14 protein-coding genes are annotated in these 15,181 nt (G+C 39.1%); 8 read left to right on the forward strand and 6 right to left on the reverse strand.

What is annotated here, in order from left to right; genetic code table 11:
- Positions 1–90: 90 nt before the first annotated feature.
- The 3 genes from SAE01_RS04800 to secDF form a co-directional block, all read right to left on the reverse strand.
- Positions 91–1,029: an RraA family protein gene (locus SAE01_RS04800; protein ID WP_147202516.1), complete on the reverse strand. Its 939-nt coding sequence runs from the start codon at positions 1,027–1,029 to the stop codon at positions 91–93.
- Between the two features lie 25 nt (positions 1,030–1,054).
- Positions 1,055–2,191, reverse strand: coding sequence for a bile acid:sodium symporter family protein (locus tag SAE01_RS04805; RefSeq protein WP_147202517.1), 1,137 nt, complete (start codon positions 2,189–2,191; stop codon positions 1,055–1,057).
- A gap of 392 nt (positions 2,192–2,583) precedes the next feature.
- On the reverse strand, positions 2,584–5,685 hold the full coding sequence (gene secDF, locus SAE01_RS04810) for a protein translocase subunit SecDF (protein ID WP_147202518.1): 3,102 nt from the start codon (positions 5,683–5,685) through the stop codon (positions 2,584–2,586).
- Between the two features lie 468 nt (positions 5,686–6,153).
- On the opposite strand from secDF, the gene SAE01_RS04815 reads away from it, so the two are divergent.
- The 6 genes from SAE01_RS04815 to SAE01_RS04840 all read left to right on the forward strand — a co-directional run bounded on the left by SAE01_RS04815 (position 6,154) and on the right by SAE01_RS04840 (position 10,230).
- Positions 6,154–6,798, forward strand: a complete 645-nt coding sequence (locus SAE01_RS04815) for a beta/alpha barrel domain-containing protein (RefSeq protein WP_147202519.1) — start codon at positions 6,154–6,156, stop codon at positions 6,796–6,798.
- Positions 6,799–7,004: 206 nt separating this feature from the next.
- A complete protein-coding gene (gene rpmI, locus SAE01_RS04820) occupies positions 7,005–7,202 on the forward strand; it encodes a 50S ribosomal protein L35 (protein ID WP_147202520.1) in 198 nt (65 codons plus the stop codon).
- A gap of 88 nt (positions 7,203–7,290) precedes the next feature.
- A complete protein-coding gene (gene rplT, locus SAE01_RS04825; RefSeq protein ID WP_147202521.1) occupies positions 7,291–7,635 on the forward strand; it encodes a 50S ribosomal protein L20 in 345 nt (114 codons plus the stop codon).
- Positions 7,636–7,771: 136 nt separating this feature from the next.
- Positions 7,772–9,169 carry a type III PLP-dependent enzyme domain-containing protein gene (locus SAE01_RS04830; RefSeq protein WP_147202522.1) on the forward strand — a complete coding sequence of 466 codons (1,398 nt, stop codon included), beginning with the start codon at positions 7,772–7,774 and terminating at the stop codon, positions 9,167–9,169.
- Positions 9,170–9,448: 279 nt separating this feature from the next.
- Entirely contained in the window at positions 9,449–9,754 is a 306-nt protein-coding gene (locus SAE01_RS04835) for a hypothetical protein (RefSeq protein ID WP_147202523.1), read from the forward strand.
- A gap of 23 nt (positions 9,755–9,777) precedes the next feature.
- The gene (locus SAE01_RS04840; RefSeq protein ID WP_147202524.1) at positions 9,778–10,230 is read left to right on the forward strand and encodes a nuclear transport factor 2 family protein; all 453 of its coding nucleotides are present in this window, start codon (positions 9,778–9,780) and stop codon (positions 10,228–10,230) included.
- 46 nt (positions 10,231–10,276) lie between these two features.
- On the opposite strand, the gene SAE01_RS04845 is transcribed toward SAE01_RS04840, so the two are convergent.
- The 3 genes from SAE01_RS04845 to SAE01_RS04855 all read right to left on the reverse strand — a co-directional run bounded on the left by SAE01_RS04845 (position 10,277) and on the right by SAE01_RS04855 (position 13,130).
- Complete coding sequence (locus tag SAE01_RS04845) at positions 10,277–11,545, reverse strand: hypothetical protein (RefSeq protein ID WP_147202525.1); 1,269 nt, start codon at positions 11,543–11,545, stop codon at positions 10,277–10,279.
- 115 nt (positions 11,546–11,660) lie between these two features.
- On the reverse strand, positions 11,661–12,521 hold the full coding sequence (locus tag SAE01_RS04850; RefSeq protein WP_170234078.1) for a TraB/GumN family protein: 861 nt from the start codon (positions 12,519–12,521) through the stop codon (positions 11,661–11,663).
- A 177-nt stretch (positions 12,522–12,698) separates the two neighbouring features.
- Positions 12,699–13,130 (reverse strand): Hsp20/alpha crystallin family protein, encoded by a 432-nt coding sequence (locus SAE01_RS04855; protein WP_147202527.1) that lies wholly within the window; start codon positions 13,128–13,130, stop codon positions 12,699–12,701.
- A gap of 222 nt (positions 13,131–13,352) precedes the next feature.
- Here SAE01_RS04855 and SAE01_RS04860 point away from each other — a divergent pair, with 222 nt between their 5' ends.
- Together SAE01_RS04860 and SAE01_RS04865 are read left to right on the forward strand one after the other, a co-directional pair.
- Complete coding sequence (locus SAE01_RS04860; RefSeq protein WP_147202528.1) at positions 13,353–13,766, forward strand: BrxA/BrxB family bacilliredoxin; 414 nt, start codon at positions 13,353–13,355, stop codon at positions 13,764–13,766.
- Positions 13,767–13,952: 186 nt separating this feature from the next.
- Positions 13,953–15,113 carry a prolipoprotein diacylglyceryl transferase gene (locus SAE01_RS04865; RefSeq protein WP_147202529.1) on the forward strand — a complete coding sequence of 387 codons (1,161 nt, stop codon included), beginning with the start codon at positions 13,953–13,955 and terminating at the stop codon, positions 15,111–15,113.
- Positions 15,114–15,181: the final 68 nt, after the last annotated feature.

Consider the following 15,181-nt stretch of genomic DNA (forward strand, 5'->3'; position numbering starts at 1 on the left):
AGTTGTGAGTCGTAAGTGGTCAGCTGTGAGTGATGAGGGGTAAGCGGTGGTCGGTACTTCCCACTACTGACAACTCACAACTCACTCTTCTTACCAGGTGCGGTCTTTAAGTAATTCCTGTATCTGCTCTTTGGGAACGGGAAGCTCGTTGATATGGTCGTTTAGCCATTTAGAGAAATCTTTCTCTATTTCGTCGCTCCACTTCGCGTCGATTTGTCCTGCTGAGTACTTGCCTTCTCGTAGTCTTAAATGTCCAAACATGTCTCGCAGCCTTACAACCTCTGAGGTCTTTACCACTTTCTCTGCTAAATGAGGTGGAATAAAACTCACAATACCTTGCTTGCCCAGCACAATATCGCCAGGCATTACGGTAACTGTACGAATACGGGTAGGTTGATTAATACCAATGATCATTGTATTTAAATCTCCGGGAGGGTTGTGGTAGGAGGGATCATAACTGCTGTAGAAGGAGGTAAACCCACCTATCTCTTTTAAGCCTTCAATATCTCTTAGCGCCCCGTCGTACACAATACCATTTCCTGACTTTGCGTAGATAGCGTTTCCTACATTGTCCCCTATCGTCGGACCATTTCGGTGTGCTCCAAACTGGTCGGCTACGTATACATCGCCTTTTACCAACAGATCTACAGGCCAGCTGTTTTGACCCTTTTTTCCAGCTTTTTTCCCTCGGGCATCAATAGCTCCCCAAACATCCGGACGTGCAGGCATGAAGGTGGCGGTAACGGCGCGCCCTACTAGCACACTATCGGGGTTAATTAGTTGCCAGCCCTCTGCTACCTGGTAGCCGTACCCAGCGTTTTTCATTACAGCCCAGGCTTCTTCCTGGCTTACGCTTTTCATGCGCTTAACAATATTGTCCGGTACTTTGGGTCTGCCGTCCGGGAAGCGTTCACCCTTCCATTCGGGGGTTAAGAAAATCAGTTCTTCTTTTGATATTTGTTGAGATTGTACGTCGCTGCGAATAATCCACAACAGGAAAATAAATAAGAGAAATTTTAATCGTGACATAGATTACAGTTAGAGTAATTGGTAATTATTGAACTTGTAACTTTTCGCCCTGGGTTGTTTTAATTTCCGTCTCTTCATCCTTCGGCACCCTGTTGTGCCACCAGCTTGAAACAGATGAGCCGGTGATGTTCATCATCGGTCCGAAGATGGCAGGTGCTAATCCGACGGTAGCGATTTTTCCCATTGTTAGTGCTAGTCCTGAGGCGAGACCTGCATTCTGCATTCCTACTTCAAGTGCAATCGTTCTGCAGTCACGTTCAGGAAACTTAAGCACTCGCGCAGACCAATAGCCGAGGAAAAAGCCAGCGGAGTTATGAATGAAGGTGGCGATAATTAGCAGGCCACCCACTTTTAAAAGATTGTCCCTTCCGGCGGCTACCATCACTGTAAGAATTAAGGCGATGCCAACCATAGACAGGATTGGCATTGCTTTATCCAGCCAACTAAATTTTCCATGCACCAGGTAGTGAAAAAGGAGGCCTGCTACAATTGGTATAATAACAATTTTAGTAATGTCCCACACCATTGCCCAAAAGTGTATTTCAACAAAGCTACCCCCTAAAAGATTCATTAATAAAGGAGTAAGGAAAGGAGCAAGCAGGGTTGAGATGGTAGTAACAGAAACAGAAAGAGCAAGGTTGGCCCGGGCCAGGTAAGACATTACGTTTGAAGCCAGACCACTAGGACAGCATCCCACTAGAATAATTCCTGCGCCTATTTCCCCGGGGAAGTTGAAAAGACTTGCAATGGTAAAACCGATCAAAGGCATAATTGTGTAATGGCAGACGATGCCTACAATAATTCCTTTTGGCATACTTAATACCTGTGCAAAGTCTTTAAGGCTCAGTTCGGTTCCCATACCAAACATAATAATTTGAAGTAAAGGAACAATGAGGGCAGAAAGCTTGAAAGTACCAATAGTAACAAAGTACTGCGGGTAGTACATTGCGAGGCTAACTACTGCAAGAATGATAACTGTAAATGATAAACCCTTTAAAAATTTGTTTCCTCTAAATGCAATGGCAAGCGTTGTAAAAAATAACATTAGCAGCAGGCCGGCGGAATTAGTAAAGCGGAGTATTGTAACAATAATATAGGCAATCAAAAACAATCCCGCCAACAGATAAAATATACTATAGGGTGATCTCCTGGTAGAAGTCATAAGCAAGCTATGGTTTGTATATGCATGACTAAGATAACAATTGTTAGATTGACAGAAAGGCTTTTAATTTTTTGTCGTTCTGTAATTTCTTATTTGCTATGCAACGGCTTTAAGTGAAGAATAGCAAAACTGGAAAAAAGATGAATAGCGTAAAAAAGTTGAACGAATTGCGACGCAACGATGCTTCAATGAAGTTGTAGTGCGGGTACCAAGAGCAACTAATGGTGCCTAGGTTTGAAGCAATTAGAGGCAAGTTTTAGGAAAACAGAAATATTTGGCAACCATACACTATTTGTTAGGGGAGGCGCCTTTAAAACAGCATTTCAAATAGGAGCATAAAAAAAGAGAGCCGCACTATCATGCAGCTCTCTTTGAAGTTTACATTATATATCTTAAACCACTCTCGCTCTTACAGGCGCAGCTTTAGGCGCAACTGTATCGGCTTGTCCTAATGGTTTGTCTTTAGCAAAATCCATCAATATTGGTGCGGCAACAAAAATCGAAGAGTAAGTACCTGTAACAACACCTATCAACATTGCGAAAGCAAATCCCCGCGTTACTTCACCACCAAAGATGAAGAGTGATAGGATCGTTAGGAACACAGTTAACGAGGTCATTATAGTACGGCTTAATGTTTCGTTGATCGCTTTGTTTATGATTGTTCCTTTGTCAGTATTTTTCATCAAACGGCTGTCTTCACGAATACGGTCAAATACAATAACCGTATCATTCATCGAGAAACCAATTACTGTTAGAATAGCAGCAATGAAGTGTTGATCGATTTCTAAAGGGAAAGGAACGACACCTTTTAAGAAACTAAATACGGCTAATGTTACAAATACGTCGTGCAACAATGCTATAATAGTTCCCAATGAATATCTCCAATCACGGAAACGAAGGAAGATATACAAACAGATAGCTAACAGAGAAACGATTGTAGCTGTTTTAGCACCTGTTTTCAAGTCATCAGAAATGGTTGGTAAAACTGTTTGCGAAGCTTTTTTATAACGAGTATCAAATTCGCGATAGGTTAGTCCCTGCGGTAGGTAACTCTTCAAACCATTGAACAACTTAAGTTCGACAAGAGAGTCAATGTTGCTACCGGGTTCTTTGATTTTGTAAGACGTGGTGATATTCCATTGACGGTTGTTACCAATACTTTTAACGACAGGGTATTCGCCATATTCCTGTTTCAAAGTATTCATTAGCGCATCGTGTTCTACCGGCCTGTCAAACTGGACAGTGTAGCTACGACCACCACTAAACTCAACACCTTCGTCGAAACCGTTGAAAAACGAACCAATACCAAGCAGGGCTACAACAATAGAAATACCATAAGCAATTTTGCGATATTCAATAAATTTAAAAGCAGCATGCTTGAAGATTTTTTTGCTTATTCCCGTAAAATATTCAAAGTGACGGTTCTTATTAGTGTACCAGTCAGATACTAGTCTTGAAATCAGGATACCACAAAACAATGAAAGAAGGATACCTAGAATTTGAGTTGTAGCGAAGCCTAGCACGGGTCCTAATCCGAAGTAGAACAGAATTAATGCAGTCATTAAAACTGTCACGTGCGCATCAAGTACGGGCGCATAAGAACGCTTGTAACCATCGTTAACAGCCAACTGGTAATTTTTACCGCGGGTAAGTTCTTCTTTAATTCTCTCGAATATAATTACGTTAGTATCGACGGCAAGACCAATGGTAAGTACAAGACCTGCAATACCCGCAGCAGTCAATGATGCACCTAAGGCAGCCAAAATACCAATGGTAAACAATAGGTTTAAGATTAGGGCGATGTTAGCAACCCATCCTGCTGTATTAAAGTAAATAAGCATCAGGGCGAAAATGATAATAAATGCAACGATAAAGGCTGTGGTACCGCCACGAACAGCATCTTGTCCGAGCGTTGGTCCGACAACTTGCTCCTGAACAATCTTTGCAGGAGCGGGAAGTTTACCACTCTTTAAGATGTCTGCTAAGTCTTGCGCTTCTGTAAGGGAGAAACTTCCGGTAATTTCTGAGCTACCATTAGGAATAACACCGTTTACAAAAGGTGCACTATAAACGAGATTATCCATTACAATTGCAATTGGCTTACCAATGTTATCGCCGGTCATTTTAGCCCAGATCCTTTCACCGACTTTGTCCATGGTCATCTTGATAGCAACGCGGCCTCTTTCATCAAAGTCTTGACGAGAGTCACTTACGTGCTCACCTTCAAGTTTAGCCAGAGCTCCACCGCCTTCAACAGTTTTGACTGCGTAAACAGGTAAAATACCTGCTGCTTTAGGATCTTCAGATTCTGGCTTTCCAAACATCCAAACAAGGTTAGCAGGAAACTTGCTTTTAACTGCTTCCATCTGCATGTAGCTGTTGAAAGTGCCGGTATCTTTTGTTTGTATGTAACCAATTGCAGCAGGAAACTGCGTTTGCCCATCTTTGCCCTGTTGCGGCTGAATAAGCTGCATGATGGAACTGATAGGATTTTGATTTTTTACAGTTGCCGCATTAGGAGTGCTAACTGTTTTAGCAGTATCAAGTTCGCTTATTCTAGCTACTTTGGTAGTATCAACGTTGGTTGTTTTAACTGCAGAAGCAGTGTCAGTTTTAGCGACCGTAGTATCCTTCGTGCCATTTAAAACAGCGGCCAACGATTTTTCTGCAGCCTGGTATGAAGGATAGATATCACCGATATTATACACTTCAAAAAACTGCAGGTTAGCAGTTGCTTGTAAGTATTTTCTAACTCTTTCAGGATCCGCAACGCCTGGTAGTTCGACAGTAATTATTCCCTTATTTTCATCAAGGTTGATGTTTGAAGAGGTAACTCCAAACTTATCAATACGGGTACGAAGAATGTTGAAAGTATTTTTTACCGCGCCTTTCGCCTCTCCACGTATATAATCCATTACCGCATTGTCGCTACTTTGGTAGGTAATACGTTTGTTGCTGGTAGCGGCGAATATTGAAGCAAGGTTTCCGTTAGGATTTAGTTTCTTATATTCCTCTGCAAACAACGTAATATAGTCCGCTCCACTGTTTGCTTTTCTTGCGTTAGCCGCATCCAACGCTTTGTTGAAATTTGCGTCACGGTTATAACCAGACAAAGATTTGATAAGACCGTCTAAACCCACTTCCATCGTTACGTTCATTCCACCTTGCAAATCCAAACCATAGGTTAACTCCTGGTCTTTTGCATACTGATAAGTACCCAAACCAAACACAATCTTTTCGCTTTTTGTGCTATCCAGCAAGCGTTGAAGACGGCTTCTTTTGAGGTTGTTAAGCGTGTCACCATATAAAGACTGGAGCTCTTTGTTTCCGGGGTATTTTTTCTCAGGAGATGGGAAATTAGCACTAAGCCATTTCGCAGCTCTTTCTTCCATTTTGTTTTCATGGTTGTGGACGAACCAAGTAAAACTAAGTTGGTACAAGCAAATCAAGATTAACGCAATCGCGAAAATCTTTACCAAACCTTTCAGTTGCATACTAGTAAGGGTTTACAATTTTTTAGTCCCGATTTTTTCGGGAGGCAAAGATAATGGTTTGAAGGTTAAAAAGATACACAAAAAGGCCTTTCCAGAAACTACTAATAATAACTTCTTTATCAACCATTTGAAGCAAAATTTTCGTTCATTTTTTTGATGCTCCGGCAACTTTTAACGAATCTATGTGAGCAAAAAAAGCTACTAGATTTTATAGGGAGTAGAAATTTTTACACACAAATTATGCGATCCGGTTTTGCACGAAGTTTCAGGTAAAACGAGGTAATTTTGGAAAAATTGTGGACGTGCAAAAGGTGAAGGTTGATGATTATTGAAGTAAAAATGCAGGTACCAATTTAAAAAAGGATGCTCCTCCAGATGATGTACAAAAGTGTGACGCAAGGATGTCAGGGTCTGTTCTAGAAGCTCGGTACCAAATTGAATAACAAAAGTAAGATTGTAAACAATAACATGAGTCAGCAAACAACTATTCAAACCGTATTAGATTATCCGCTGGTTCCGGTATTTTATAATTCAAGTGCTGATGTAAGTTTCGGTGTTTTTAATGCCTGTTATTCAGGGGGAATAAGGACTTTTGAATTTACGAATCGGGGAGTAAATGCTTTGGAAACCTTTAAACTACTCAAAAGCCACCTTCCCAATTATCCAGGATATATAATAGGTGCAGGAACCGTTTTGAAAGATGCAGACGCAGAAGCTTTTATTGAAGCTGGCGCCTCTTTTATTGTCTCTCCCTGTTTTATCGAAACGGTGTCTGATGTTTGTTATCAAAATAAAATTCCTTACATGCCTGGTTGTATGACCGTTAAAGAAGTTTTTTACGCCACAGAAGCAGGCTGCGAGGTAATTAAAGTTTTTCCTGGAGAGGTGTTGGGAACTTCTTTTGTGAAAGCCGTAAAGGCGGTATTACCAAATGTAAAGCTAATGATCACAGGAGGAGTATCTCCAACTCGGGAAAGTATACGATCATGGTTTGACGCAGGCGCTAGTGCAGTTGGTCTAGGTTCGCAACTATTTAAAGCGGATTTGCTGGAAAGAGGAAATTACAAAGCGTTTGAAGAATCTGTTGCTGATTGCTTCGGCTATTTAAGATAACAGGCACGCCATTACAGCTAAAATTTTGCAATTTCTACTTAGAGAAAATATACTTTAATATTTCTTTTTACCTTGTTTTCCGTTACCTTCGCACCCGCTTTGTAAAAAATGTAAAAGTTTTTGAAGAGCAGACATTACCCACACGGCTCCATAAGAGTCCCGTCAGTTCGGGAACGCCAGCAGGGTGTAATCATCAAGATTATTAAATGCCAAAGGTTAAAACAAACTCAAGCGCAAAAAAAAGGTTCAAAGTAACCGGATCAGGAGAAATTACTTTCCAGAAGGCTTTCAAACGTCACATTTTGACTAAAAAATCTACAAAGCGTAAGCGTTCTCTTCGTCAAAAAGGAATGGTAGCACCAGCTAATCTGCACTTTGTAAAACGTTTACTCGGTCTTAAGTAGGTCGTAGTTCCTCCAACATTGGAGACTCAAGAAAGAAAATCTCATTAAAAAAACTGTTCCGGAAAACGGAATCCAAATTTGAAAATTTATGCCACGTTCTAAAAATGCGGTAGCATCGAGAGCCAGAAGAAAGAAAATTCTCGACCAGGCTAAAGGTTACTATGGTAAGCGTAAAAACGTTTATACGGTAGCAAAGAATATTGTTGAAAAGGGTATGACTTATAGTTATGTAGGTCGTAAACTTAAAAAGCGTGAATACCGCACTTTGTGGATTGCACGTATCAACGCTGCTGTTAGAGCAGAAGGGATGACTTACAGCGAATTTATCAATGCTTTATCCGTTAAAGGAATTGATATCAATCGTAAAGTTTTGGCTGATATCGCTATGAACGAACCAGCGTCTTTCACAGCTTTGGTTGCTTCAGTAAAGTAATTAACAGCACGAAAAATAATTTTAACTACCGGGAGCACTATTCGCTCCCGGTTTTTTATTTTTATTATAATGCAATCAATTAATTTTACCAATTATTCTGTTTCATTCAATTTAAAAGAAGGTCCTATATACATCAATGAATAATTCTTACACCGACCTGGTGAAGCAAACCTTCCACTTTCCCCAAGAAGGATTTCATTTAGAAAACAACTACCTGCAATACAATAACCTTGACATCAAAGCCTTGATAGACAAGTACGGTACGCCGCTTAAGTTAACCTACCTGCCTAAGATTGGTATGCAGATTAATAAGGCGAAGCAGATGTTTGCGAATGCCTTTAAAAAGCATAAGTATGAAGGTGCCTACAACTATTGCTATTGTACAAAAAGCTCTCATTTTTCCTTTGTAGTTGAAGAGACCTTAAAGCATAATATTCACCTTGAAACCTCTTATGCTTACGATATCGAGATAATTAAAAAACTCTATCAAAGAAAGAAAATCACAAAGGATACTTTTATCATTTGCAATGGTTACAAACAAAAAAACTACACAAAGCGTATTGCCAATTTATTGAATACTGGTTTTAAGAATGTATTTCCTGTTCTGGATAATGTGGAAGAATTGGATGCTTATAGAAAATCAGTGAAAGTGCCCTTCAAATTGGGTATTCGTGTGGCAGCTGAAGAAGAGCCATCATTTCCTTTTTATACATCACGTTTAGGAATAAGGCCGAAAGATATCCTTGAGTTTTATGTTGATCATATAGAAGGCTATGAAGACAAGTTCACTTTAAAAATGCTTCATATCTTTTTGAATAAAGGCATCAAGGACGACATATATTATTGGAGTGAATTAAACAAAGTCATCAATCTTTATTGCCAGTTAAAAAAGATTTGTCCTGAACTTGATAGTATAAATATTGGTGGCGGTTTCCCGATTAAACATTCGTTGGGCTTCGATTACGATTACCAGTTTATGATCAACGAAATTGTCGGAAATATTAAAAAGGCCTGTAAAAATGCCAAAGTACCAATGCCGAATATTTTCACCGAGTTTGGAAGTTTTACCGTTGGTGAAAGCATGGCGCATATCTACAGCGTATTAGGTCAAAAAGTGCAGAATGACAGGGAGAACTGGTACATGATTGACTCATCCTTCATTACAACATTGCCTGATACATGGGGCATCGGGGAGAAGTTCCTCATGTTGCCCATAAATAAGTGGGATGAAGAATATCACCGTGTGGTTTTAGGCGGTATCACGTGTGACAGTCACGACTATTATGATAGTGAAGAACACATTAATGAAGTGTTTCTGCCGAAGTTAGCGGGTGAAGAGCCTTTGTATGTTGGCTTCTTTCATACTGGCGCTTACCAGGATCAGATCAGCGGTTACGGAGGTATCAAACACTGTTTAATTCCAAGTCCAAAGCATATTATTGTTGGGCACGATAAAGACGGTAAGCTAAAAGATTGGGTGTACGCAAAGGAGCAGACGGCCCAGAGCATGTTAAAGATCCTTGGCTATATGTAATCTTGATAAAAATATATTTTGAAAGCCACCTTTTTGGTGGCTTTTTTAGTTATGCCATAACTCCCTATTTGCATCACAAGCTTGACCCTCAATCGCTTTTTAGGCGTTCGTTGTGAGATTTATTTTGGCTACCAACAGCAACAAAATAAAGAACATCCTTGCCACGCTCGGTTCAACAACAGCTCCTTTGTGGAGGTTCCATTAATCTTTACGTAGGCGTAGCTTTTGCTTGTACAGTTTCAGTTATTCTTATTATTAACACAGAAATTATTAATGATTATGATGGTCGAAATTCTAGGTAAGGTTCAGTATGTATATGAATTGAACAATTCAATTGGTGTAGTCGGTGGCAGGTTGTATGTTTTTTTAAAACAACATGTACGTGAAGGGAAGGCTTATTATGAATACCTCGGTTCTATGTTTTCAACGTTGCAAGATAATACTACGGCGTTTATGAGTGCCTTTCTTGATATCGCAACTCATTACGCCTTGCCTGCTGCGCCACAGGCGGAGTTAATGGAAATAAAGCAAGCTTTAGATAAAAATGACCGGGGATTGGAATTCGAAGGAAAGGCTTCGGTATAAAGGATTGTCCCTACATTTAGAATATGAGAAAATACTTTTTTGTTACAGCTTGCCTGTTGTTTAGCCTTCAAGGGTTCAGTCAAACTCCTACTGATTCAGTTAAGATGGTAGTCAACAAGTTGTTTGCCGCCATGAAAAACGGTGATAGTTTAATGCTTACTCAATGTTTTGCCGACAGTGCTATTATGCAGACAATAGCCAAAAACAAAGAAGGCAAAGTTTCTATACGAAATGAAGATTTTCATGATTTCGCGAAGCAGATTTCAAAATTGCCAAAAGGTGATGCAGACGAACGGATAACTTATGATATGGTGAAAGTTGATGCTGACCTGGCAATTGTATGGACGCCTTACCAATTCTATTACAAGGGAAACTTTAGTCATTGCGGCGTAAACTCTTTCCATCTTGTTAGAATAAACGGTCAATGGAAAATTCAGTATTTAATTGATACCAGGAGAAAGGATAATTGTATTTAGAATGAGGATTGTTGGTTTTTTAATTATATGGTATAAAAGGTTGAAACTATCGATGTACTATGTTTTTGTCGATTTTTCGATTTCTGTTAATTTCCCATACAAAGTAGGTAAGTGCTACTATCAGCATCAGGTAAAAAGCCGCCAATTTTATACAAATTTTCATCCAATCGTTTTGATTGATGTCGCTGTAAAAATCGAAGTTGCGGTCGAAGGAATAGAAATCTTTAACGTAATTCAGCTTGCCATCTTGTACGCCAGTGCCGGGATGTAAATAACAAAGGTTTGCATTGTTTCTATTGTAGTACGAATGCCAGTAGCTGAGACTATCATACCTAACTTCCTTTAAACTATTTCCCTCAAAGGTGTAAGCAGATTTGTTGTTGAAACTGTTTACATGAGCCATTTTGTAAACGTCAGCAGCGTTATAAAAACGAATAGTGTCATGAGGCATGTAAGCATTGCTTACGCCATCGCATAAAACCCACTGCTGTTTTTCGCGTAGGTTAACTTCATTATAATAATGCACTCCATATTGCCAATTACCTGCAGGACCCGAAAAAGTTATCACGCGGCTGGGCAAACCGAGCAGGTTACATAAGTAATGTATCATGACTGAATAGTTTCCGCAGTCGAGATTTATTTTGTTCTGCATTGCGTACTTCAGTTGGTCATAAGCCGGCTGCATAGAAACCGTAGAAGCTTTTATTCCATTTTTATTCGGTCGAAGTTTTGAGATTAGTCTGCATACTTCAACTAACCTGGCTGAGTCTGTTAATGCAGAAAATGCTGAGGTATTTTCAGCCAGTAACTCGTTCCCATTTTCAACTTCATTTGAATTGAGAGAAGATATCCCTCTTGTCCACAGGTTGTAGTCCGAAACTTTTATTTGTGGCCCTGGAAGGTTACAGTAGATAAACTCGTTTGTAAAGTTCCCGTCGGTGTTTTGAGAGTGATCTATTTGTAAAGTAATTTCTAATTGATTCGTATCAGCAGGAATTAATTGATAAGAATGAATGTTTTTTAAAAGTGGAATATGAAGCTGTTTGTTGTCTGAACTAATCAAGCCGGCGTTAGTAATTTCATCAACAATAAGTCTGTAGTTGGTTGCAGGAAGCTTTAGAGAAAATAAAAGAGCGAGAGTATCATTGTTGAACTGCACATTTTCAAGATACAATGTAGAGTCGGTTACATACAGTTGACTGTACGATTTAAAAGGAAAGTATTTAAAGCCTTTATTTCTATTTACAAGTATATATACATTGATAAATAACAATACCGTTATCAGACTTAGAAATAGAAATCTATACTTTTTCAAGTGTAATTAAGGTAGTTAGGAAAAGAGTTCAATAAAGGTTTATATTAGAAGTGAGTGACACAACGAAGTTGCTATGAAAACAAATGTCGGAACACAAAAAAGTTTAGAACGCGGGTTATTCGTAAAAAATAGGTTTAACTGTAAAACCGGCCTTTCTCAATAAATTGATAACTCCGTTTTCGCCACCAAGATGGCCTGCACCAAAGGCGAAAAACGTGGGCCGCTTCTTTGCTTCCTCCCCAATGACAGGAATCCAGTTGTGGTTACGATCGCTTAAAAGGATATCTGTGTATTCGCCAAAGTTTTCTTGTTTGTTGGTCAATATATTCATCTTGTCTATGTCTTTCTTCTTATACACGTCGAGCATTTCATGGAACTCAATCTTTGCGCTGTCTATATTTAAGAGTGTCTTTACAAGCATGTCTGACTGTACTTTGTAGGGGATTTTTTCAAACACATCAATTTGGTCCTGCAGCTTTTCCAAACCTTTTACTTCTATTGTTTTTTCTTTAGCCATTGTTTGAAAAACACTTTCCCAGCTAACAGGTGTACAGCCTAATAAGGAAGGATAGATCATAGACATAACCAACATGGGCTTGGCAGTATTAAGCATTTTTAAAGGCATTCCCGTAGATGTTGTAAAAATAGAGTTTGCCTTTTCAAATTTATTACCCATTAGTTTTTCAAGGGTGGATGAGTCTTTCATCTGCATTCCCGCCATCATCTCTGTCATCATGTTAGGGTCATCCATATCAATTTCCAGGTATAGCTCTGATGTTGAGTTAAACTTTTCTTTTACCATCTCCGGCATTTTCAATTCACCTGAACACATTAAGTGTATAGTGCCAAAAAGGTAAGACGGCTTTGTGATGCCCTTTCCTGAAACCTGCCACAGCAAAGTTTTTTCTTTAGGAGCTTGCGCTATTGTAGTGAGAGAAGTGAATAGCGACAATAAGATGAGTGCAGCTTTTTGCATGACCATATTTGTTTGTAAAGTACAACAGTAAATTATATGAAATCAGGGAGGTGGAAATGTTATAAAAAAATAAACCCGGTGTAAAAACACCGGGTTTCACAAAACCAAAACCAACTGCTATGAAACAATCTTTATTATACTGTATTAAACTGCTTTCTGTAAGAAAGGTTTAATCGATTATTGAATTGAAATTTGTTTAGGCGAATTTTTAACTTCTTCTTTTTTAGGAAGATAAACTTTCAAAATACCGTTCTCATATTTTGCCTCGATTCCATCTGCATTCACCTTGTCACTTAGCGTAAATGAACGCTTGAAGCTTTGGTATGACCATTCTCTTCTAACAGACCTAACCTCTTTGGCTTCAGTTTGTTCTTTCTTCTCGTAGCTAACGGTTAGCAAACCATTCTCAACATTGATTTTAAAATCTTCTTTGTTTCTTCCGGGAACATTAAACTGAAGGTCGTATCCCTCTGAAGTTTCGTTGATGTTCACTGGTGCTGTTGTATTATTGGTTATATCATTTCCCCATGTTGTTGGAAATGCGTTGAATAGCTCCTCAAAAACGTTGTTTAAGTTTTTGGCCGCGGGGTAAGACTTTGTAAGTATCATAATTTGTATTTTTTATTTGTTTGACTACCCTAGATCAAACCACGTTCCTTTCAATAAAAAAATTTCAAAAAGTCAGCAATTGTACTAAATGCATGACATTAAGTCTTATTTCTTTCGTTTGTACTGACATAATTACCATTAACATTCCTTTTTCGAATATTAATTGCATTTCTACGTATTTTTGTAGCTCATAAATATCAACTCACATCTAAACAAAAATAAATGTATCCTGAAGAAATAGTATTACCAATGAAAGCCGAGCTAACCGATAATGGCTTTGAAGATTTAGATACACCTGAGCTTGTAGATGAGTATGTAAACAAAGAGGGAACTACGTTGGTAATGATTAATAGTGTATGTGGTTGTAGCGCGGGTTCAGCACGTCCCGGAGTTTTAATGGCTGTCGCTAATGCAACTAAAAAGCCTGAAAACTTAACAACGACTTTCGCTGGTTTCGATACTGCAGCAATTCAAAGAGTGCGTGAGCATTTAATGCCTTATCCACCGTCTTCTCCGGCAATTGCATTATTTAAGAATGGTGAATTGGTTCATTTTATAGAAAGACATATGATAGAAGGTCGTCCGGCTCAAATGATCGCACGTAACCTTATTGCAGCCTTTGAAGAACATTGCTAGTAGCAATTAAAGATATATAAGTTTTCATCCGGGCTTATTTGCCTTTGCCGTGGATGGGTTAGTAAATACCCTCCTCCATTTCAATGGGGGAGGTTTTTATTTATAGCAACATTCGCTATAAGTTATTACTGGCAAATTCTCTTTAACATTGCACTTTTATACTTTCCCAGAACCGAATTACTATCAATGTATCCCAATTTATACTACGCTTTTAAAGACTTGTTTGGAGTTGAATGGACAGGTCTTAAACTCATTAATTCTTTTGGTTTTTTTGTAGCCTTGTCTTTCATGGGAGCTGCACTTGTATTGACCGCTGAATTAAAAAGGAAAACAAGAGAAGGACTACTTCCTTACAAAGAAGAAAAAGTTCTCGTTGGCCAGCCTGCATCTGCAGTAGAGCTTCTCATAAATTTTATTCTTGGTTTTTTGATGGGTTTTAAATTGATCGGTGCTTTTTTAGATCGCGATAAACTAGTGGACACCCAAACATATATCCTCTCAGGCCAGGGTAACTGGGGCGCCGGCATTTTTATGGGACTTCTATTTGCCTTTCTGAAATGGCAAGAAAAAAACAAAACGAAACTCGCAAAGCCTGAAGAAAGATTGGTAAAAATATGGCCTCATGAAAGGGTAGGAGATATGATTGTCTATGCGTTTGTATTTGGCTTTTTGGGTGCTAAGATTTTTCATAATCTTGAAAATATAAATGACCTGGTGAGAGATCCCATAGGTTCTCTTATATCATTTAGCGGATTAACTTTTTACGGTGGATTAATTTGCGCTACGATTGCTATTTGGAGGTATTGTCGAAAACACAACCTAAAACCAATACATGTTGCTGACTGTTTCGCACCTGCTATGATGCTCGCTTATGGCCTTGGTCGTATCGGCTGCCAGGTTGCGGGAGATGGTGACTGGGGTATCGTAAATGTGCACCCTAAACCTTTTTCGTGGTTGCCAGATTGGGCGTGGGCTTATACCTACCCACATAATGTAGTAAGCGAAGGAGTCCGCATTCCGGACTGTGTTGGCCAATATTGCGCGCAACTACCACAGGCAGTTTTTCCGACACCATTATATGAGATTATCGCATGTCTGCTACTATTTGCCTTTTTATGGAGTATTCGCAAAAACGTTAAAACTCCCGGTGTCCTAACAGCCATTTATCTCATAGTAAATGGAGTGGAAAGGTTCTGTATTGAATTAATAAGAGTAAATACCAAGTACCATTTCTTCGGAATAAGCCCGACACAAGCGGAGTTGATTGCAACTTTTCTGGTAATAAGTGGTATTGTTTTACTGGTAATTTTCACAAACAAAAACAAGCGCCAACTGCACACGACTTAATAAAATCCTTATTGCTATTATATTATTATCCAGTACCAGCCGGATAGCTCGTGTCTGGCATCGTTGCG

Source organism: Segetibacter aerophilus (genome assembly GCF_007991655.1).
GTDB classification, from domain to species: domain Bacteria; phylum Bacteroidota; class Bacteroidia; order Chitinophagales; family Chitinophagaceae; genus Segetibacter; species Segetibacter aerophilus.

Coding starts and splice junctions, on each gene's coding strand:
- SAE01_RS04815 (WP_147202519.1), top strand. CDS start 6,154: ATGAGTCAGCAAACAACTATTCAAACCGTATTAGATTATCCGCTGGTT.
- rpmI (WP_147202520.1), top strand. CDS start 7,005: ATGCCAAAGGTTAAAACAAACTCAAGCGCAAAAAAAAGGTTCAAAGTA.
- SAE01_RS04840 (WP_147202524.1), top strand. CDS start 9,778: ATGAGAAAATACTTTTTTGTTACAGCTTGCCTGTTGTTTAGCCTTCAA.
- SAE01_RS04855 (WP_147202527.1), bottom strand. CDS start 13,130: ATGATACTTACAAAGTCTTACCCCGCGGCCAAAAACTTAAACAACGTT.
- SAE01_RS04830 (WP_147202522.1), top strand. CDS start 7,772: ATGAATAATTCTTACACCGACCTGGTGAAGCAAACCTTCCACTTTCCC.
- SAE01_RS04805 (WP_147202517.1), bottom strand. CDS start 2,191: ATGACTTCTACCAGGAGATCACCCTATAGTATATTTTATCTGTTGGCG.
- SAE01_RS04800 (WP_147202516.1), bottom strand. CDS start 1,029: ATGTCACGATTAAAATTTCTCTTATTTATTTTCCTGTTGTGGATTATT.
- SAE01_RS04860 (WP_147202528.1), top strand. CDS start 13,353: ATGTATCCTGAAGAAATAGTATTACCAATGAAAGCCGAGCTAACCGAT.
- SAE01_RS04835 (WP_147202523.1), top strand. CDS start 9,449: ATGATGGTCGAAATTCTAGGTAAGGTTCAGTATGTATATGAATTGAAC.
- secDF (WP_147202518.1), bottom strand. CDS start 5,685: ATGCAACTGAAAGGTTTGGTAAAGATTTTCGCGATTGCGTTAATCTTG.
- SAE01_RS04865 (WP_147202529.1), top strand. CDS start 13,953: ATGTATCCCAATTTATACTACGCTTTTAAAGACTTGTTTGGAGTTGAA.
- SAE01_RS04850 (WP_170234078.1), bottom strand. CDS start 12,521: ATGCAAAAAGCTGCACTCATCTTATTGTCGCTATTCACTTCTCTCACT.
- rplT (WP_147202521.1), top strand. CDS start 7,291: ATGCCACGTTCTAAAAATGCGGTAGCATCGAGAGCCAGAAGAAAGAAA.